An 18,678-nucleotide genomic window follows, 5' to 3' on the forward strand; every position below is an offset into this window, starting at 1 on the left:
CGCCCCTCCCCCCCCCCGCCACGCCCCCCCGCGCGCGCCGGAGACCCCCGCCCCCGCGCCCCCCCGCCCCGCCCCCCCGCCCCCCCCCCCCCCCCCCCCCCCCCCCCCCCCCCCCCCCACTACAGGTGATGCGCTTGGCGCTCAGTCGCGCAGGACTTCGCCGGTGGCTGCCACGCGGATGCGGGTAGGCTGGGCCAGGCCACCGGTGGCGCCGTCCAGCAGACCATCCAGCAGGGCCAGCAGTGCAGGGTCCAGCTGCTCGCGGGAGCGCGCCGGGGGCTCGCCGGCGAGGTTGGCACTGGTCGATACCAGCGGGCCGCCCCAGGCCTCGCACAGGGCCTGTACCAACGGATGCGCGCTGACCCGCACGGCGATGCCGGTGTGTTCACCGGTGATCCAACTCGGGGCTTTGGGGCCGGCCGGGACGATCCAGGTGTTGGCACCGGGCCAGCTGTCCAGCACCTCCTGCCTGCGATCATCGGCCAAGGCATCCAGCTGCACCCAGCCATCCAGCTGCGCCGGGCTGGCGGCGATCAGGATCATGCCTTTCTCGACCGGGCGCTGTTTCAGCACCAGCAGCGTCATCACGGCAGTTTCGTTGGAGGGATCACAGCCCAGGCCCCAGACCGCTTCGGTCGGGTAGGCGATCACGCCGCCTGCCTTGAGGGCCGGGACGACGCTGTACAGGTCGAGTTCGAGCATGGTCAGCACCGTTGGAGGGCCGCGCGCATGTTTGCGCGGGTCCGCGAAAGGGACGCAAAGCAAAGGCCGCCCGGTGGGCGGCCTGCTGCGGGTGGTGCTGATTATCCGCTTGTTGGTGGGGGAGGGGATGGTTGGAAAGCGGAAGCTGCATTCAACCGGCTTCAGGAGCAAAGCCTACCCTCATCCGTCCTTCGGACACCTTCTCCCGAAGGGAGAAGGAGGTGCTGGTCAGAACGGCGGTGCGTCGTCGGCGGCCGACTTCTTCACTGCCTTCTTGGCGACGGTTTTCTTGGTTGCCTTCTTCGCCGCGGTTTTTTTGGTCGCGGCTTTCTTGGTTGCGGCCTTCTTGGCCGGGGCTTTCTTTGCGGCGGCCTTCTTCGGTGCGGCTTCCTTCTTGACCGTGGTCTTCTTGGCGGCCTTCTTGCCGAAGCCCTTGCGCACCGGCTTGCCGGTCTCAGCCATCAGCTGCTCGACTTCGGCCAGGGTCAGCGAGGCGGGCTCGCGGTCCTTGGGGATCTTGCCGTTCATCTTGCCGTCGCTGATGTACGGGCCGAAGCGACCGTTCAACACCTGGATGTCCGAGCCTTCGAACTCCTTGATGATGCGGTTACGCGCGATTTCTTCCTTCTCTTCGATCAGGAACACGGCGCGGGCCAGGTCGATCTTGTACGGATCGTCTTCCTTGGTCAGCGAGGCATAGGTGCTGCCGCGCTTGGCGAACGGGCCGAAGCGGCCAATGCCGACGGTGACTTCCTCGCCATTGGCGTCGGCACCGAGCTTGCGCGGCATGTCGAACAGCTTCAGCGCCTCGTCCAGCGAGATCGAGTAGATGCTCTGGCCCGGCTGCAGCGAGGCGAACTTGGGCTTCTCTTCGTCTTCAACGGTGCCGATCTGCACCATCGGGCCGAAGCGGCCGATACGTGCGGTGACGTCCTTGCCGCTGACCGGGTCCGGGCCGAGCACGCGCGCGCTGCCGGCATCGGTGCGGTCCAGCGATTCGCTCTTGTCGGTGACCAGTTCCTTGAACGGGCCCCAGAAGCGCTCCATCAGCGGTATCCACTCTTCCTCGCCACGCGACACCGCATCCAGCTCGTCCTCGAGCTTGGCGGTGAAGTCGTAGTCGACGTACTGGGTGAAGTGACTGGACAGGAACTTGCTCACCGCGCGGCCGACGTCGGTCGGCTTGAAGCTGCGGCCTTCCATCTCGGTGTACTTGCGGAACAACAGGGTCTGGATGATCGAAGCGTAGGTGGACGGACGGCCGATGCCGTATTCCTCAAGCGCCTTGACCAGTGCCGCTTCGGTGTAGCGCGGCGGCGGCTGGGTGAAGTGCTGGTCGGCGACGATGCGGTCCAGCGGCACGCGGTCGCCGGGCTTCATCAGCGGCAGCTTGCGGCCTTCGTCCTCGTCCTCGGCGCTCTTGCTGTCCTTGCCTTCCTCGTACACGGCAAGGAAGCCGGGCACCACCACGGTGGTGCCGCTGGCGCGGAACACGTGCTCGCTGCCGGCCGACAGGTCGACGCTGACGGTGTTCAAGGTGGCCGGAATCATCTGGCAGGCGACGGCGCGCTTCCAGATCAACTCATACAGCTTGCGCTCGTCATCGGTGAGGTACTTGCCCACCTGTGCCGGGGTACGCAGCGCGGAGGTCGGGCGCACGGCTTCGTGGGCTTCCTGCGCGTTCTTGGATTTGGTGGTGTAGGTATTGGGCTTGTCCGGCAGCGAGCTGATGCCGTAATCGCGGGCGATCACGTCGCGGATCTCGGCCAGTGCGTCCTGCGACAGGCTCACCGAGTCGGTACGCATATACGAGATCAGGCCGACCGTGCCTTCGTCGCCGATGTTCACACCTTCATAGAGCTTCTGAGCCACCTGCATGGTCTTGCGGGTGGTGAAGCCGAGCTTGCGCGAGGCTTCCTGCTGCAGCGTGGAGGTGGTGAACGGTGCGGCCGGGCGGCGCTTGCGTTCCTTGCTGGCGACGTCGGTGACGTGCAACGCACCCTGCGCGGCCTGCTGGATGCGCAGGCGCGCGGCCTCGGCGGTGTCGCCATCAGTGATGGTGAACTGCTCGAACTTCTGCCCGTCCAGCTTGATCAGGCGCGCGTTGAAGTGCTGCGATGGATGCGCGCAGGCGGCCTCGATGCTCCAGTACTCGCGCGAGATGAAGGCTTCGATCTCTTCCTCGCGCTCGACGATCATGCGCAGTGCCGGGCTCTGCACACGGCCGGCGGACAGGCCGCGCTGCACCTTGCGCCACAACACCGGCGACAGGTTGAAGCCAACCAGGTAATCGAGTGCTCGACGGGCTTGCTGGGCATCGACCAGGTCCGAGGCGATTTCGCGCGGCTGGGCAATCGCTTCCTTGATCGCGCGCGGGGTGATTTCGGTGAACACCACGCGCTGCATCGGCTTGCCATCGGACAGGCCGCGCTGCTTCAGGATCTCGGCGATATGCCAGCTGATTGCTTCACCCTCGCGATCCGGGTCGGTCGCCAGCAGGATGTCATCGGCGCCCTTTGCGGCTTTGGCGATGGCTTCGACGTGCTTTTCGTTCTTTTCGATCAGGTCGTAACGCATGGCGAACCCGTTCTCGGGATCAACCGCGCCTTCCTTGGGGACCAGGTCGCGCACATGCCCATACGAGGCCAGGACCGTGTAGTCCTTGCCGAGGTATTTATTGATCGTCTTGGCCTTGGCCGGTGATTCGACGATGAGCAGGTGCTTGGGCATGTCAGTACATTCTTGGGGCGGAACGCCCTTGTGGGGGCGCTAGGGTGGCTTAAACCGGGACGATAGTGAAGCCGATGTTTGGGTTGTGCATAAGCCGACGCCCGGGTTGCGGCCCGGGCGTTCAGCTTTGTTCCTTATTAGAGGAATCATGCCAGAGGGGGCTGTGTCAAGCCGCCCCCGGCAATTTGTCAGTTGAAGCCTGCTGCGGCAACACCGATAAGCACGAACAGCCCGATCAGGCAAAGCAAGCCCAGGCCAGCTATCGACAGGATCACGATGGTGACCGTGCCCAGGCCCTGCTGCTGCCACTCCGGGTGATCGGTGAACGCGTACTTGTCCACCACCAGGGTGTCGCAGATGATGTCGTGCAGGGCCTGCTTGCGCTCGGTGAAGGCGGCCATCACAAAGCCGATACACAGGGTGATGCTGCTCAGGATGTAGGCGAAGAAGCGGCCAACCGCGCGGCCCAGGGTCAGACGCTCGCCGTTGCTGCGCACCACCTTGATACCTACTGCCATCTTGCCCAGTGTGGCCTGGTACTTGGACGAGTGCATCCATGCCGGATACATCAGGTTGCCGGCGAAGATGATCAGGTAGCCGATACCCAGGGTCAGGAACATGCCAATCGAGCCAGCGGCGGAGTCCGCGCTGCCGGACGCGCCGCCTACAATCGCGCCGAGGATGCTCAGCGGAATCAGCACGATGTAGGTGAACACGGTCATGATCACGTAGTCGATGAAGTACGCGGCTACACGCTTCCAGAAGCCGGCCTGCACCACCAGCCCGCCCTGTACGGCAGCGGGGTCGACATCCTGCGGACGGCTGGCAGGTGCGGCATAAGGGGAGTGGGCATCGGTGCCTGCAGATGTCGGGGCGTCGGCTGCAGTGGCAGGCGCAACCAGGGTCTCGCCACTTTCAATGGCCGCATAGTCCTTGCGCAGGTCGATACCAGTGTTGGTGGCCTGCGCCAGCAACTGCAGTTCGTCGGTCACCGTTGAAAGCGCCTGCCACTGCTGCATGCCTTCACGCCACACCAAGGTGCCCAGGTCGATCTCGCCTGCGCGGAATTTTTCGCGGAGGGCGTCCGCTTCAATCGGACCATGCCGCTCGCGCTGGGCATCAGCGTAGTACCACTGGCTCATCGTTTTCCCCGTAAAAGTTCTGACCGCTACCAATCAGCCGCGACAGCTGATTGGCAGGTATTTGTCCTCGACATCGGAACTGCATTCCCAAGTGTCGGCCTGCATATCGTAGTCGAGCCAGATGCTTTTGCCGTCAAGTTGGGTGTGCTTCGGGATATGCAGACGTGCTTCCAGCCCGCAATGCCCGTTCTCGAAGCGGCCAATATTGATCTCGGCGACATCGCCCTCAGCATAGCTGTCCGGGCTGCCAAAGCCTTCGTCATCATTGATCGGGCAGCGTTCGTTGGTGGCGACAAACTCGCTCACCTGCTGCTTCAGGGCAATCATTTGCCCATTTGCCATGGTGACCTTGGAACGCATCACATAGTCCTGGTAAGCGGGCAGGGCGATGGCCGCCAGGATGCCAAGGATGGCTATCAGGATCACCCCGACCACGGCGGCGATGATGCCGGCGATCGCGCAGCCGGACAGGCCCTGGCGGGGAGCCGCGGCAGGGGTCGTGTGGATGGTTTGCAGCCCCAGAGGCAGTGATGGCGGGCCGGTTGGCGCCGTCGTCGAGGCCGTCTGCGCCGTGTCCAGGCCGAGCTCGCGGGCGAAATCACGCAGCGGGCGCCAGTCGCCGGCGCCTTCGCGCCAGACCAATGTGTCGCCGTCGATGCGGCGGGACTGGAACAGCTCGACGATGTCGTCATCGGTGATCGGGCCGCGACGTTCGCGGTTGCCCTCGGCGTAGAACCATTGGCTCACGTAGGTGGTGTCCTTATGCATCCCTGCACGCCGGTGTTGGGCTCAGTGCAGGGGTTCGGGTTCGTCGACGAACATCTGGGTTTCCATCCAGGCATAGGCAGCTTCCGCGCCGGGCTGGTTGAACAGCACCATCAGCACCACCCATTTCAGGTCGTCCAGGTCCAGCTCGTCCTGGTCCAGGGCCATGGCGCGGTCCAGCACCAGTTCGCGCTGGTCGGCGTCGAGCACGCGTTGTTGTTCCAGGAACAGCAGGAAACCGCGGCCTTCCACGTCCAGCTTGTCGAGCTCGGGGCCGTGGAATACGCGTACCGGCCCGTCAACGCGTGGCTGGGCCACGGCTGGGCGTTGTTCGGCCAAGGCATCGAGCCAATCGAAGGCCTTGTTGATTTCGGCGGGACTGAAACCGGCCTGGATCAGGCCGTTCTGTAGCGAGTCGCGGTCTCGGATGAGATCAGCGTCTTCGCTGAAATAGTGTTCAAACAGGTACAACAGGACGTCCAGGATGCTCTCTTTCATTGCCCCTCGGCCTGCGCCATTGGCGCTGTGGAGGTGAAGAAACCTTCAGGTGCGGGTGTAGCGGCCGTGCGCCGACGACACCTTGCCTTCCAATTCCATGAGCAGCAGCATGGAGGACAGGCTGGCGGCCGTCAATCCAGTGCGCTCGATCAGTAAATCCATACCGGTTGGGTCATAACCCAAGGCATCCCACAATCGCTGGTAGTCTGGGCCCGGTGGCGTGACGGCCGGGTGCTGGCCGGACGGTACAGGGGAGATGGGGGTCTGAAGCCGGGTTTGCAAGGCGCAGGCCAGTTCGCCGGCCAGATTGGCCACGCCTTCAAGAATGTCGGCACTGTGTGTCACCAAGGTTGCACCTTCGCGTATCAGCCGGTGGCAGCCGCGCGCCATGGGATTGTGGATGGAGCCGGGCACGGCAAATATCTCGCGCCCGGCCTCGCTGGCCAGGCGGGCGGTAATCAGTGCGCCGGAGCGTTCAGCGGCTTCGATGACCACGGTGCCCAGCGCCAGTGCAGCCAGCAGGCGGTTGCGGGCCGGGAACTGACCACTGCGCGGGGCGGTGCCAGGTGGATATTCGCTGACTACCGCGCCTTCGGCGGCGATCTGCGCCTGCAACTGGCGATGATGGCGCGGGTAGGCCAGGTCCGGGCCGGTGCCGATTACCGCATAGGTACCGCCCTTGCAGGCAAGTGTTGCCCGGTGCGCGGCAGCATCGATGCCGGCGGCCAGGCCACTGGCGATGGTGAGGCCGTGACCGGCCAGTGCGGTGGCAAAATCGCGGGCGATGTCGCGGCCGCTGGCACTGGGCATGCGACTGCCGACGATGGCGATCGCCGGTTGCCACAGGCGCGCCGGGTCGCCGGCAATGAACAGTGCCAGCGGGGGATTCGGGCTGTCGCGCAATAGTGGTGGATAGTCCGGATCACCCCAGCCGATCAGGTGATGGCTATCGACTTCCAGCCAGGCAATGGCGCGCGCCCAGGTATCTGCATCGGGCTTTGCCAGTGCCTGGCGTTGCGCTGGTGTGCAGCCAGCCGCTTGCCAGCCGCTGGGGCCAGCAGCCAAAGCGTTCGCGCTGCTGCCATGCTGATCGAGCAGGCGGCGCAATGTCTGTAGTGGGCCTCCGGCCAGCGCCAAGGTCAGCAGGGCAAGGTAGCAGGGCGGGGCGGGTGTATCGGCGGGCTTCAAGCGAGGCATGGCCAAGCCTGCCGCGACAAGCAACAACGGCGCCCTCAGGCGCCGTTGTCTTGCATCGTAAGGCTAGGCCGCAGGCGGTTTACTGCGCGTCCGGGTGCTTCAGCTCATAGCCAAGGCGAGTCGGCTTGCTGCCTTCCATGATCAACGCATAGCTGACCTTGTCGAAGGTGCGGAACACCATTGCATGCGCCGCATATTCGTCAGGCAGGCTGACCCGGCCGGTGCCGGCTTTCAGTGCATCGTCGGCGCGCGAAGAGCCCGGGTGCTGCATAAGGTTGGTAACGTGACTGCCGCTGCGCCAGACAGAGAACACCGTGCCGTTGTTGATGCCTTCGCGCGCGCCGCCGGAGATGGCGATCACGTCGCGCGGGCCGCCGCTGGTGAAGGTGTCGGTAACTGCAAGCACGCGCAGCTGGCCCGGTGCCACGGCGTTGGCCGGGGCGTGCGGAACGAACTGCAGGTCATACGGATTGACCTGCACCGGCATCAGGCGGTCGCCCCTGCGCACTTCACTGCCGCTGTCTTCCAGCTGCAGGGTGGATGCTTGGACGTTGCCGCTTGCAACCTGGGTAAGGGTGCCGACGTTGACCTTGGCCAGCTCATAACCAAGGAACTCGTTGCGGTCATTGGAGGCAACATAGTTGCTCCAGATGTTTCCGCTGCCCGGTGTGACCTTGCCGCGACTGTCCAGATCCTCGGTGGGCTTGGGCTGGGCAAACCGTACAGTCGGGCGCAGCACCATGTAGCGCTGCCCGGGTTGGGCGTTCTCCAGGCCTGCAACGTATGCCTTCTGTCCGGCGCTGGCGCGCAGACGGTTGTCTTCCAGGCCGACCACATAGGGCAGGTCCTCGAAACTGTCTACTACGTTCAGGTTCTTAAGGAAGGGCTCAACGTCCGCCAGCGGTACGCCGGTGATCGGTGCCTCCTGACGCGGGCCCGCCTGGGCCGTCACCCGGTCCAGATAAGCCAGGCTCAGAACGTCACCCGGATAGATCAGGTGCGGGTTCTTGACCTGCGGGTTGGCCTGCCAGATTTCCGGCCAAAGCCACGGCTTCTTCAGGAAACGTGCCGATATGTCCCACAACGTATCGCCCTTGCGCACCACGTAGGTGTCAGGGTGGGTACCGTTCATTTCGACGGCCACGGCATAGGTCGTGACGGTCAGCATCGCCACGGCGGCGACCGTACGTATTTGTTTCAACATGGTTGCGATCTGCCTGATTCCCCAACAGGTTGTCGCACTATATTGCAGAAACGGGGGCGCCGGGCAAGCGCAAGCGGTAGAATTGGGACATCTTGCCGAAATAAGCGGCATCCCAGATTGGTATTGCCATGGCCCTCCTGCCTATTCTTGAGTTCCCAGACCCGCGCCTGCGCACCAAGGCGGCCCTTGTCGAGGCGGCCGAAGTGACCACGCCGGCCTTCCAGCAGCTGCTCGACGACATGCTGCAGACCATGTATGACGCCCCTGGCATCGGCTTGGCCGCCAGCCAAGTGGATGTGCATAAGCGTTTCATGGTCATCGACGTCAGCGAAGAGCACAACGAGCCGCAGGTGTTCATCAACCCGCAGATCGTCAGCGCCAGTGAAGGCGGCCGTGTCTATCAGGAAGGCTGTCTGTCGGTGCCGGGCATCTATGCTGATGTCACCCGCGCCGATTCCATCGTGGTGCGCTACCTTGACCGTGAGGGCAAGCAGCAGGAACTGGCTGCCGAGGAGCTGCTGGCCACCTGCATACAGCACGAGATGGATCACCTGGACGGCAAGCTGTTCATCGACTATCTGTCGCCGCTCAAGCGCGAGATGGTGCGCAAGAAGCTGGCCAAGTCGCGCAAGCACGTAGCTTGATTTGAGGTCGGGATCGGGGAGCCGGGATCGGGGATTGGCAGGCGCAGACTGTGCCGTACCTCTCAGCTGTCGCGGCTCTCTGTTCTGGATCCCTGATCGGCACATTCTTTTTTTCGATTCGCGATCGGTGGCGGCCGCCGTTGGGCCGCTTTTGCCAATCCCGGATCCCGACTAGCGAATCCCCGCCCAATGAAAATCATCTTCGCCGGTACGCCGGAATTCGCCGTTGCTTCCTTGGGCGCCGCTGCGCGCCAGCATGAAGTTGTGGCGGTCTACACCCAGCCGGATCGCCCGGCCGGTCGCGGTCGGGGCATGATGCCGTCGCCGGTGAAGCTTGACGCGATCGCGCGCGGTATCCCGGTGTTTCAGCCGGAAAGCCTGAAGACGCCCGAAGCCCAGCAGCAGCTGCGCGAGCTGCAGCCGGATCTGATGATCGTGGTTGCCTACGGACTGATCCTGCCCAAAGCGGTGCTGGCCATCCCGACCCACGGTTGCTGGAACGTGCATGCCTCACTGTTGCCGCGCTGGCGCGGCGCCGCACCGATCCAGCGCGCGATCGAGGCTGGCGATGCCGAAACCGGCGTCTGCCTGATGCAGATGGAAGCGGGTCTGGATACCGGACCGGTGCTGCTGCGCCAGCACACCCCGATCAGCGATACCGATACCGGCGGTCAGTTGCATGATCGTCTGGCACAGATGGGTGCGCAGGTGCTGTCTGATGGCCTTGGCTTGTTGCGCGCCGGCCTCAAGCCGGTGCCGCAGCGTCAGCCGGAAGCCGGCGTCACCTACGCACACAAGCTGGACAAGGCCGAGGCCAAGCTCGATTGGGCCGAGCCGGCGGCCGCGCTGGCGCGCCGTGTGCGCGCCTTCAATCCGTGGCCGGTGGCCGAGGCCAGCTTGGCTGGCGAGCGCGTGCGCATCCACGGCGCGGTAGCCATTGAGGACAACCGTGGTCAGTCACCGGGCACGGTGATCGGTGCTGCCCGTGAAGGTATCGATATCGCCTGCGGGCAGGGCGCGTTGCGCCTGCGCGTGGTGCAGCGCGAAGGTGGCAAGGCGATTACCGCTGCCGATTATCTGAACGCGCGCCGCGATCTGCGGATCGAGGGCTGAAGCGATGACGGCGGCTACTTCCTCCCCGTGGGGTAAATCCGCGGCGGCACAGCCTGGCGTGCAGACCCGCGCATTGGCGGCCAAGGTGCTGGCGGCAGTGATCGGCAAGGGCCGCTCGCTGAAAGCCGAACTCGGTGCAGCCCTGCCCAAGCTCGACGACAGCCGCGACCGTGCGCTGCTGGAAGCCATCTGTTTCGCCGCGCTGCGCCGTCGTGTGGTCTATGACCAGGCGCTGCGGCAGTGGCTGCAGAAGCCGCTCGGCGCACGTGACAGTGATCTGCGTGCGTTGCTGATGGCCGGCTTCGCGCAGCTGGATGTATTGCAGCTGCCTGCCCATGCTGCGCTGTCGGCGACGGTGGAGGCGGCGCGTGCACTGGGCCGTGAGCGACAGGCCGGCATGGTCAACGCCCTGCTGCGTCGCGCCCAGCGCGAAGGCTTTGCCGAGGCGCGCGCTGAAGATGCGTGGCCACAATGGCTACTGGCCCAGGTGCAGCGCGACTGGCCGGAGCAGGCTGCGGAGATCATCGCGCAAAGTCTGCAGCCGGCACCGATGTGGCTGCGGGTGAACCGCCAGCAGCATGCGCGTGATGCGTATCTGGGCTTGTTGGCCGAGGCTGGCATTGAAGCCGTCGCCGAGCCCTTGTCGGCCGACGCCGTGCGCCTGCCGGTTGCGGTACCGGTGAGCGGCTTGCCTGGCTTCGCGCAGGGCGCAGTGTCGGTGCAGGACCTGTCAGCACAGCAGGTAGCCGATGCCTTGCAGGCGCCACTCGGTGCACGGGTGCTGGACGCCTGCGCCGCGCCGGGCGGCAAGTCCGCGCATCTGCTGGAGCGTGATCCGTCCCTGCAGTTGCTGGCCTTGGACGTCGATGCACGGCGTCTGCAGCGCATCCGTGAAACCTTTGCACGTACCGGCGTCGGCGCACAGGCGCAGGTGTTGGCGGTCGATGCCACCGATACCGCTGCCTGGTGGGACGGCAAGCCGTTTGACGCAGTGCTGTTGGACGCGCCGTGTTCGGCTACCGGCATCATCCGCCGCCAGCCTGATGTGTTGCTGCATCGCCGTGCCGAAGACATCGTTGCGTTGGCGGCCTTGCAGTCGCGCTTGCTGGATGCACTGTGGACGGTGCTGCGCCCGGGTGGGGTACTGCTGTACTCGACCTGTTCGATCCTGCGCCAGGAGAACGGTCAGCAGGTTGCGGCCTTCCTCGTTCGCACGCCCGATGCGAAGCTGCAGGCGTTGCCGGAAACCTTTGGCCATGACGACGCTGGCAATCGCCAGCGCTTGCCGGGTGAGCAGGGTGGTGATGGCTTTTTCTACGCGCGGCTGGTGAAGGTGGCGCAGGCCTGAGTGGACGATCTCCGTCCCTCGGATCAAGCTGGCGGCTGCGCTGCCGATGAGATCAATCGCCTGTGGCGCGTTGGTGGTGGGTGCCATGGCAGGGAGGCGGGCAATTGCTGATCGGTTACCATCGTGACTCGTTGTTGTGTCCAGGAAGGCTCCTGGTGGATGGAGAGCCTGTGTGGATTCTTTTCCAGGATCGCTTCGTGCAATGACTCGGCTACCTGCTGATTTGCCTCTATATGTCATCAACCTGCCGGCATCGGCGGATCGGCGTGCTTCGATCCAACGGCAGGCGGCGGCCTTGGGCATCGAAGTGACGATGTGGGAGGCGGTCAATGGCGGCATCCCGCATCCCTTGTTCGCCAAGGTAGATGAAAAACGGCGGTTAGCCTGCAAGGGGCGCCCTTTCCGGCCAGGCGAAATCGGCTGCTGGGCCAGTCACTATCTGTTGTGGCAACAGTGTGTGGACAGCAGCCGGCCGATGATCGTGCTTGAAGACGACATCACCATCGACCCGCGCTTCCTGGATGTATTGCGTGACCTGCCGTCATTGCCGGAGTCGGTGGGCTATTTCCGTCTGCATGCTGCGGACCGCCCCAGTTCGGCATGGGTACGGTTCGGTGACTTCGTACTGCACCGGTACTGGCGTAGTCCGCTGTGCACCTTGGGCTACTACCTGACGCCATCGGCAGCAGAGAAGCTACTGCGGCACGCAGATCACTGGGTGTTGCCGGTCGACGACTACATGGATCTGGCCTGGCTGCACGGCGTGGAGTGCCTTGGCCTCAAGCCTGGTGTGGTGCGCAGTGGTGATGTGTTCGCTTCGGTGATCCAGGCTGGGCGCAAGGCCAAGCCCAGGGTTGGCCTGTTTGGCTGGTTGAGCCGCGAGTCCTACCGTGCCGGTTTAAGCGTGCGCTGGTTTGTCCACAACCTGAGCTCGCGGCTTCGCTGGCGTGGGCGGACCAGTAACTGCTGATTGGCTTGGCGTGGGTCGAGGTGCTGTTCAGCGTCGGCTGGGCTTGCGTCCGAAGAGAATGCTGATGGCCTTCTCATAGCGCTTCCACCAAGGCGCATCCCCGCGCAGCGCGATGTTGGCATAGCGGTGCCGTTCTTTGCGGCTGGGCTGGGGTTTGGTGCGGTACTCGTGTTTGCCCAGGCTGGAGCAGCCGTCGTCCAGTCCACTGCGTGCTGCGTACACGCGAACGATGCCGTAATTGCGCAGCCCGTTGCGGTACAGGTTGGTTGGCTCACGGCGGGTGGCCCACCAGCCGTTGTTGCCATGGGTGCGGTACTCCACGCAGGCGGTGGGCAGGTAGTACTTGCGTGCGCCTAGGATGCTGGCGCCGTGCACCACGCAGGCATCGGCACAGAGCTTCCACTGGCGGCGGAAACTGTGTGGCAGGTCGAGTACGTTCTCGGCCCAGGCCCGGCGCAGGCTCAGGGCCGAGGTGGGGGCGCCATACCAGGGCACCAGGAAGTAGGTGCTTACGGCGGTATAGCCCAGGTCGATGGGCTGCTGGCTGTCTTCGTAGCGGATGTCGAGGGTGTCGATGCCGAAGGTCTGCAGGTCGCTGAAGACGAAGTCGATATCGCGGCGGGCGTCATACACCGCGCCGATCTTTTCCAGGTATTCCGGCTTCCAGCGGTCATCCGCATCCAGGAAGCAGATCACATCGGCGTTGGCAGCGGCCACGCCGCGTTGAAACGCGGCAAGCTGGCCTTCGTTCTCGCCAAACAACAACGTCACCCGGGCATCGTCACCGTAGCGCTGGCGCAGCAGTTCTGGTGAGCCATCGCTCGAGCCGTCGTCCACCACCAGGATCTGTGCGGCCGCGCGGGTCTGGGCCAGTGCGCTATCGATCGTCTCGCAGACGAAGTTGGCGTAGTTGTAGTTGGTGATGACGACGGCGAAGGTGGTCATGCCTGATCCTCGGTCAGCAGCTTGCGGAAGTAGGCGATGGTTTCCTTCAGGCCATCTTCCAGTGCGACCTTGGGCTCCCAACCCAGCTTCTCACGGGCCAGGGAGATGTCTGGCTGGCGCTGGCGCGGATCGTCCGAGGGCAGTGGCCGGTACACCAGGCGCGAGCGACCGCCGACCAGTCGCAGGACCATTTCGGCCAACTCCAACATGCTGAACTCGCCGGGGTTGCCAATATTGATCGGCCCGGTAAAGCCGCGCTCGGTGTCCATGGTCCGCAGCATCGCTTCAATCAGGTCATCCACATAGCAGAAGCTGCGTGTCTGGCTGCCATCGCCGAAAATGGTGATGTCTTCGCCGCGCAGGGCCTGCACGATGAAATTGCTCACCACGCGGCCGTCGTTCGGGTGCATGCGCGGGCCGTAGGTGTTGAAAATGCGTACGACCTTGATGTCCAGCGCGTGCTGGCGGTGGTAGTCGAAGAACAAGGTTTCGGCGCAGCGTTTGCCTTCGTCATAGCAGCTGCGGATGCCGATCGGATTGACCCGGCCCCAATAGCCTTCCTGCTGTGGGTGCACTTCCGGATCGCCATAGACCTCGCTGGTTGACGCTTGCAGGATGCGCGCGTTCACACGCTTGGCCAAGCCCAGCATGTTGATCGCGCCGTGCACCGAGGTTTTGGTCGTCTGGACCGGATCGTGCTGGTAATGCACGGGAGAGGCCGGGCAGGCCAGATTGAAGATGCGTTGCACTTCCACATACAGGGGGAAGGTGACGTCGTGCCGCATCAGCTCGAAATTGGGCCGGTTCAGCAGGTGCGCGATATTGCGCTTGCTGCCGGTGAAGTAGTTGTCCACGCACAGGACATCATGCCCCTGCTGGATCAGCCGATCGCATAAATGGGAACCAAGAAACCCCGCACCACCTGTGACCAGGACGCGTTGCATGAAGAACTCTCGAAAGGAAAGGGTAGGGCGGGCATTGGGGCTTGGGGCCCGGCTGGCAACGCCATTCTGCCACGATCTGTGCCCTTAGTTGGGGTGTGCCAGCGTGGAAAAGGTGCTAGCTCCAGCTGTCGGTGGGCGTTGTGCCGGGTTTGCCACGCCCAGGCACCACGTCCAGTCCCAGTGCGGCGGAAAATCCCGCCGCTCCCCATGCGGCCCACTTGATCACATCCCGTCGACGCAGCAGTAGGCTGTACACGAGCACGGCAGGCACCGTGGCGGTCATCAGCTTGGCTAGATGCATGCGCCCCGCGGCATTGCCTACATAGCGGCGGATTGCGATCTGACGTGAGCGTGCGTAGTGGAAGCGCTTGATGAAATCGGTGCGCATGCTGGGGGCGCAGGAGGCGCCGCCTTTGTGGAGGGCGCGAGCCGCTGGCTGCAGCAGGCACTGATGGCCGGCCTGGGCCATCCGCAGGCACAGGTCGTCGTCTTCGTAGTACAGGAAGAATACTTCGTCAAAGCCGCCGATCTGGCGGAACGCGCTGGTTCGCAGCAGCTGGCAACAGCCATGGATCCATTCGGCGGCGGTGACCTTGTCCGGCACCGTGCAGAAGCTGTCCGCGCCGGGTCTGAAGAAAGCCTGGCGATGGGATATCTGTGGGATTGTTTCGCTGCGCCAGTTCTGCGGGCCGATCACGCCGGCCTTGGGGTGTTGCTGCATACAGTCCAACAGGCACTGCAGGTCAGCCGGGGCGATGAAACAATCGGGATTGAGCAGCAATGCGAACGGCGTCTGCACCGCCGCCATCGCTTGGTTGTTGGCACCGCCATAACCTGCGTTGGTGCGGCGGGTGATTACATGCGCATGCGGGATATGCAGTCTGATGCGTGCGGCGGTGTCGTCGCTACTGCCATTGTCGATGATGATGACATGGGGGAACGGGGCCAGTGTGTTGGCCATCGTCTCCACCAGAGTCGAGCTGTTGTAGGTGACGCAGACAATGGTCACCTCATCAAACGACGTGTTGGGCTTCATGATGTGGATTCGCGTTCTCTAGCGAGGCCGTACCACGGGAAGCTGCCCATTGGGATGCAGGTCATCAACAGGATGAAGACATGGCGATGGGTGAAGTTGCTCCAGAGTCCATTTGCCAGGCCGGCGGCGACATAGATGATGAAGATGCTCACAAAGATACCCTTTTGCGGATCACGCAGTTTGCTCGAGTAGGCTGCGAAAGCCAGCAACAAGGTGGCAAAAAGCAGCAGGCCGACCACTCCTTCCTCGGCCAGGATCAGCAGTGCTTCCTGGTGTGGGTGGCCGGTGATGAACGGTTCCGAGCCCGGGATGCTGCGCATCTGCTCCAGGTAGAGCGGTTCCCACTGGTTCAGGCCGTGCCCGAAAACCGGTGCATCGGCGATCATGGGCAGGGTTTGCTGCCATAGCCACAGGCGGATTCCGCTGGAGGTGGCTTCCTGACTGACCAGGTAGCCATCAACTTCTTCGCTGATCGAGCTGAGCATGCGTTCGCGGATGCTGGGTGTCGACCACAGTGTGGAGATGGTGACAGCCACCAGTGCTGTGCTGACGACCAGCGTGCGCCAGCCATTGAGGCGATGGGCAACCGAGCGGTAGATCCAGTACCCCAGCAGTGGCAGCAGCACGATGTAGCTGGTTCTGCTCTGGATCAGCGTGACCACATTGCACAGCACGATCGCGGCACCGACCAGTGCAGCGATGCGCCAGCGCCGATCCAGGCTGTTCAGGCCTACGGCCAGCAGCATCGACATCAGGATCAGGCTGGCCAGTCCCTGCTGGGTGTATTCCTTGAAAACGGTATTGCGCATGGATGGCTGGATGTCAGCTACTGCACGTTGCGGCACCAGGCCAAATTGCATCAGGTAGGAGATCACCACCACCAGACCGGCTGCCGCCGCAAAGGCGGCAAGCGCGCGCCAGCGCCAGCGCGAATCCCGTAGCAGGCTGGCGATCAGGGCCGGATACAGGCAGCTCCACATGGAGCCTTCGCGAAAGGCCGGGTTGTCGTAGGTGATCCAGGCGTGTATCGAACTGGCAAGCAACACGCCGAACCAGACCAGAAAGCCAATCACCACCGGCTCGCGGAGAGCGGCGCGCCAGCGTGCAAACAGCTCCGTGCCAGTCAGGGAACACAGCAGGCTCAGTCCAATCAGAATGTTGGTGGCAGGCTTGTTGACGGGGGCGGCAAACAACGTGAATACCGCACACCACTGCCCAGCCGTCAGCAAGCGGGTACGGAGCCCCTGCAACAACGGGGGGGATTGGGCCGAAGACAAATGATTCACGTAGGGATCACACCGGTGGGGCATGGAGACGCCGCTGGGAAGGTGAGAGTGACAGCGGGACGGCCACCGGATAACCAGGTCGGAACCTCAGTCGGTAGAACAAATAATTCTAGCGGCGAGGGACTGCATCTTCAACGAACGAGAGGGCATGTACAGGTCATCTGCCGGGCTGGGTTCAGAAAATGCACATGTCTTACGGATCGGCTGCTGCGGGAGGGTTCACCAGCGGCTGCCCGTTCTGCAGCAGCCACAGCATGATGGTCTTCTGCCGAACGTAATTGGCGCTGACGAAGGCCTCGATCAGGCCCGGCCAGCCATCCATGAAGCCGCGTTTGACCACGTAGCTGCGGATGAAGCGCCAGCTCGGGGCGACGATCAGTTTGCCCAGGCTGGCACGCTTGCCCTTGGCGAATTCATGCTCGGCCATCATCCGCGCGTATTTCTGCTTCTTGTCCAGCAGCTGCAGGAAGCTGCGGTAGGGGTGGTGCAGCAGGTCGCCCTTGAGCAGGGCGGCCGGGCCGTCCAGCGAGACGGCTTCGTGGATTTCACGATCGCCGCGCCAGCCGCCGTGACGGCGGTCGAACAGGCGCAGCACCCGGTCCGGATAGGCGGTGCCATGGCGCAGGAAACGGCCGAAGTATTCCGAGCAGCGCGCGAAGCGGTAGCCGACGGCGCGCTTGAAGCCGGCGTCACGCTCGGCCTCGATGGCCGCGCGCAGTTCCGGGTTGACCCGCTCATCGGCGTCCAGGCACAGCACCCAGTCGTGGCTGGCCTGCTCCACGCAGAACGCCTTCTGGCTGCGGAAGCCGGTGAACGCACGTTGCACCAGGCGGGCGCCAGCGGCTTCGGCCACGGCGACGGTGGCGTCGCTGGAGAAGGAGTCGACCACCACGATCTCGTCGCAGAACGCCAGCGAGGCCAGGCAGTCGCCAATGCGGTCGGCTTCGTTGAAGGCGATGATGCAGGCCGACAGGCGCGGGCGCTGGGCGGGCGGGGCGGTGCTTGGGCTGGGCATGCGGGGTCTGGCACGGGGGATCGGGCCAAAGCCTAGCAGCGACGGCTTCCACTGGCGATGCGATAATTTCGGCATATCCGGGATATTCAGGAGTTCCCCACCGTGCCACGCCACTATCTGCTGTACGGGTCCGAGCGCTATGCGCTGGCCATCCTCCGCCCGCTGCAGGCGGCGATCCGCGCACGTGGTGATGAGGCGGCATGGTTTTTCGATGGCCCGGGCGCTGAAGACCTGACCGCCGATGAAACCCTGCTGAGCGTTGAGCAGGTGCGTGCGTGGAACCCCTGTGCGGTGATCACCTCGTCCAACGCGGTGCCGCACTTCTTCCCCGGGGTGAAGGTCGAGACCTTCCATGGCTTTGACGCCGGCAAGCCGCGCCACATCTATATCCGTGGCTTCTTCGACCTGTACTGCACCACCGGCCCGCGTGATACCGCTGCGTTCTCGGAACTGGCACAAAAGACCGGACATTTTTCGGTGGTGGAAACCGGGTTCCCAAAGATCGACCCGTTCATGAGCCAGCTCAAGGACGAGCCTGATCCGGTGCGCGAACCGCCGGTGATCCTGTACCACTCCACCTTTTCACCGTCCTGGAGCGCCGCCGGCATCCTGTACGACGAGATCAAGCGGCTGTCGCAGACTGGCGAATGGCGCTGGATCGTCACCTTCCATCCGAAGATGGATCCGGAAATCACCGCCAAGTACCGCGCGCTGGAAGGCCCCTATCTGCGTTTCGCAGACGACGACAACATCTTGGACCTGTTCCCGCAGGTGGACATGATGTGCTCGGACACGTCCTCGGCACTCAATGAGTTCCTGCTGACCTACAAGCCAGTGGTGACCTTCAAGAACCGCCGCCCGGGCCCACAGCTGCTGGACATCGATGACCCCGCACAGTTTGAAGGTGCAATCCGTACCGCCTTGTCGCGGCCGCCGGAGTTGATGGCCGCGGTGCGCCAGTTTGCAGATCAGCTGCACCCTTACCGCGACGGTCAGTCCAGCGAGCGCATCCTGCAGGCGATCGATGATTTCATCGCCAAGGGCGGGCGCAACCGCAAGCCCAAGCCGCGCAACTGGTGGCGCAAGATCAAGCTGCGCAAGCGCATCGGTTATTGGGGCCCGGCGCGGGTTTAGTCGCA

Annotated in this window: 17 protein-coding genes; 5 read left to right on the top strand and 12 right to left on the bottom strand. The window is 63.9% G+C overall.

Features of this window, described 5'->3' with window-relative positions; all coding sequences use genetic code 11:
• Window positions 1–141 precede the first annotated feature (141 nt).
• From tsaC to ACVOLL_RS07020, 7 genes are all read right to left on the bottom strand, one after another.
• A complete protein-coding gene (gene tsaC / locus ACVOLL_RS06990) occupies window positions 142–702 on the bottom strand; it encodes an L-threonylcarbamoyladenylate synthase type 1 TsaC (RefSeq protein WP_481512249.1) in 561 nt (186 codons plus the stop codon).
• Between the two features lie 228 nt (window positions 703–930).
• A complete protein-coding gene (locus ACVOLL_RS06995) occupies window positions 931–3,432 on the bottom strand; it encodes a DNA topoisomerase I (RefSeq protein WP_481512250.1) in 2,502 nt (833 codons plus the stop codon).
• A gap of 188 nt (window positions 3,433–3,620) precedes the next feature.
• On the bottom strand, window positions 3,621–4,574 hold the full coding sequence (locus ACVOLL_RS07000; RefSeq protein ID WP_481512251.1) for an RDD family protein: 954 nt from the start codon (window positions 4,572–4,574) through the stop codon (window positions 3,621–3,623).
• Window positions 4,575–4,607: 33 nt separating this feature from the next.
• Window positions 4,608–5,342 carry a GYF domain-containing protein gene (locus ACVOLL_RS07005; RefSeq protein ID WP_481512252.1) on the bottom strand — a complete coding sequence of 245 codons (735 nt, stop codon included), beginning with the start codon at window positions 5,340–5,342 and terminating at the stop codon, window positions 4,608–4,610.
• Window positions 5,343–5,363: 21 nt separating this feature from the next.
• The gene (locus ACVOLL_RS07010) at window positions 5,364–5,837 is read right to left on the bottom strand and encodes a DUF494 family protein (RefSeq protein WP_481508841.1); all 474 of its coding nucleotides are present in this window, start codon (window positions 5,835–5,837) and stop codon (window positions 5,364–5,366) included.
• A 45-nt stretch (window positions 5,838–5,882) separates the two neighbouring features.
• Window positions 5,883–7,034, bottom strand: a complete 1,152-nt coding sequence (dprA, locus tag ACVOLL_RS07015; protein WP_481512253.1) for a DNA-processing protein DprA — start codon at window positions 7,032–7,034, stop codon at window positions 5,883–5,885.
• Window positions 7,035–7,113: 79 nt separating this feature from the next.
• Window positions 7,114–8,238, bottom strand: coding sequence for a LysM peptidoglycan-binding domain-containing protein (locus tag ACVOLL_RS07020; RefSeq protein WP_481512254.1), 1,125 nt, complete (start codon window positions 8,236–8,238; stop codon window positions 7,114–7,116).
• A 128-nt stretch (window positions 8,239–8,366) separates the two neighbouring features.
• On the opposite strand from ACVOLL_RS07020, the gene def reads away from it, so the two are divergent.
• The 4 genes from def (at window position 8,367) to ACVOLL_RS07040 (ending at window position 12,313) form a co-directional block, all read left to right on the top strand.
• Entirely contained in the window at window positions 8,367–8,882 is a 516-nt protein-coding gene (def, locus tag ACVOLL_RS07025; RefSeq protein ID WP_481512255.1) for a peptide deformylase, read from the top strand.
• A gap of 189 nt (window positions 8,883–9,071) precedes the next feature.
• Window positions 9,072–9,995, top strand: coding sequence for a methionyl-tRNA formyltransferase (gene fmt / locus ACVOLL_RS07030; protein WP_481512256.1), 924 nt, complete (start codon window positions 9,072–9,074; stop codon window positions 9,993–9,995).
• Window positions 9,996–9,999: 4 nt separating this feature from the next.
• Entirely contained in the window at window positions 10,000–11,343 is a 1,344-nt protein-coding gene (gene rsmB / locus ACVOLL_RS07035) for a 16S rRNA (cytosine(967)-C(5))-methyltransferase RsmB (RefSeq protein ID WP_481512257.1), read from the top strand.
• A gap of 202 nt (window positions 11,344–11,545) precedes the next feature.
• Window positions 11,546–12,313, top strand: coding sequence for a glycosyltransferase family 25 protein (locus ACVOLL_RS07040; protein WP_481512258.1), 768 nt, complete (start codon window positions 11,546–11,548; stop codon window positions 12,311–12,313).
• A gap of 27 nt (window positions 12,314–12,340) precedes the next feature.
• On the opposite strand, the gene ACVOLL_RS07045 is transcribed toward ACVOLL_RS07040, so the two are convergent.
• The 5 genes from ACVOLL_RS07045 to ACVOLL_RS07065 form a co-directional block, all read right to left on the bottom strand.
• Window positions 12,341–13,258 (bottom strand): glycosyltransferase family 2 protein, encoded by a 918-nt coding sequence (locus ACVOLL_RS07045; RefSeq protein WP_481512259.1) that lies wholly within the window; start codon window positions 13,256–13,258, stop codon window positions 12,341–12,343.
• A complete protein-coding gene (locus ACVOLL_RS07050) occupies window positions 13,255–14,202 on the bottom strand; it encodes a UDP-glucuronic acid decarboxylase family protein (protein WP_481512260.1) in 948 nt (315 codons plus the stop codon). Before ACVOLL_RS07050 ends, ACVOLL_RS07045 begins: the two co-directional genes overlap by 4 nt.
• A gap of 115 nt (window positions 14,203–14,317) precedes the next feature.
• Window positions 14,318–15,238 carry a glycosyltransferase family 2 protein gene (locus tag ACVOLL_RS07055; RefSeq protein WP_481512261.1) on the bottom strand — a complete coding sequence of 307 codons (921 nt, stop codon included), beginning with the start codon at window positions 15,236–15,238 and terminating at the stop codon, window positions 14,318–14,320.
• On the bottom strand, window positions 15,235–16,431 hold the full coding sequence (locus ACVOLL_RS07060; RefSeq protein ID WP_481512262.1) for an O-antigen ligase family protein: 1,197 nt from the start codon (window positions 16,429–16,431) through the stop codon (window positions 15,235–15,237). The genes ACVOLL_RS07055 and ACVOLL_RS07060 overlap by 4 nt, the downstream gene beginning before the upstream one ends.
• Before the next feature lie 286 nt (window positions 16,432–16,717).
• Window positions 16,718–17,539, bottom strand: a complete 822-nt coding sequence (locus ACVOLL_RS07065) for a glycosyltransferase family 2 protein (RefSeq protein ID WP_481512263.1) — start codon at window positions 17,537–17,539, stop codon at window positions 16,718–16,720.
• A 102-nt stretch (window positions 17,540–17,641) separates the two neighbouring features.
• Here ACVOLL_RS07065 and ACVOLL_RS07070 point away from each other — a divergent pair, with 102 nt between their 5' ends.
• Entirely contained in the window at window positions 17,642–18,673 is a 1,032-nt protein-coding gene (locus ACVOLL_RS07070; protein ID WP_481512264.1) for a CDP-glycerol glycerophosphotransferase family protein, read from the top strand.
• Window positions 18,674–18,678: the final 5 nt, after the last annotated feature.

The organism is Stenotrophomonas sp. STEN035 (assembly GCF_056759935.1).

Bases quoted from the DNA above. Each gene is read 5' to 3' on its own strand.
- tsaC (WP_481512249.1), bottom strand. From the start codon at position 702: ATGCTCGAACTCGACCTGTACAGCGTCGTCCCGGCCCTCAAGGCAGGC.
- ACVOLL_RS06995 (WP_481512250.1), bottom strand. From the start codon at position 3,432: ATGCCCAAGCACCTGCTCATCGTCGAATCACCGGCCAAGGCCAAGACG.
- ACVOLL_RS07000 (WP_481512251.1), bottom strand. From the start codon at position 4,574: ATGAGCCAGTGGTACTACGCTGATGCCCAGCGCGAGCGGCATGGTCCG.
- ACVOLL_RS07005 (WP_481512252.1), bottom strand. From the start codon at position 5,342: ATGCATAAGGACACCACCTACGTGAGCCAATGGTTCTACGCCGAGGGC.
- ACVOLL_RS07010 (WP_481508841.1), bottom strand. From the start codon at position 5,837: ATGAAAGAGAGCATCCTGGACGTCCTGTTGTACCTGTTTGAACACTAT.
- dprA (WP_481512253.1), bottom strand. From the start codon at position 7,034: ATGCCTCGCTTGAAGCCCGCCGATACACCCGCCCCGCCCTGCTACCTT.
- ACVOLL_RS07020 (WP_481512254.1), bottom strand. From the start codon at position 8,238: ATGTTGAAACAAATACGTACGGTCGCCGCCGTGGCGATGCTGACCGTC.
- def (WP_481512255.1), top strand. From the start codon at position 8,367: ATGGCCCTCCTGCCTATTCTTGAGTTCCCAGACCCGCGCCTGCGCACC.
- fmt (WP_481512256.1), top strand. From the start codon at position 9,072: ATGAAAATCATCTTCGCCGGTACGCCGGAATTCGCCGTTGCTTCCTTG.
- rsmB (WP_481512257.1), top strand. From the start codon at position 10,000: ATGACGGCGGCTACTTCCTCCCCGTGGGGTAAATCCGCGGCGGCACAG.
- ACVOLL_RS07040 (WP_481512258.1), top strand. From the start codon at position 11,546: ATGACTCGGCTACCTGCTGATTTGCCTCTATATGTCATCAACCTGCCG.
- ACVOLL_RS07045 (WP_481512259.1), bottom strand. From the start codon at position 13,258: ATGACCACCTTCGCCGTCGTCATCACCAACTACAACTACGCCAACTTC.
- ACVOLL_RS07050 (WP_481512260.1), bottom strand. From the start codon at position 14,202: ATGCAACGCGTCCTGGTCACAGGTGGTGCGGGGTTTCTTGGTTCCCAT.
- ACVOLL_RS07055 (WP_481512261.1), bottom strand. From the start codon at position 15,238: ATGAAGCCCAACACGTCGTTTGATGAGGTGACCATTGTCTGCGTCACC.
- ACVOLL_RS07065 (WP_481512263.1), bottom strand. From the start codon at position 17,539: ATGCCCAGCCCAAGCACCGCCCCGCCCGCCCAGCGCCCGCGCCTGTCG.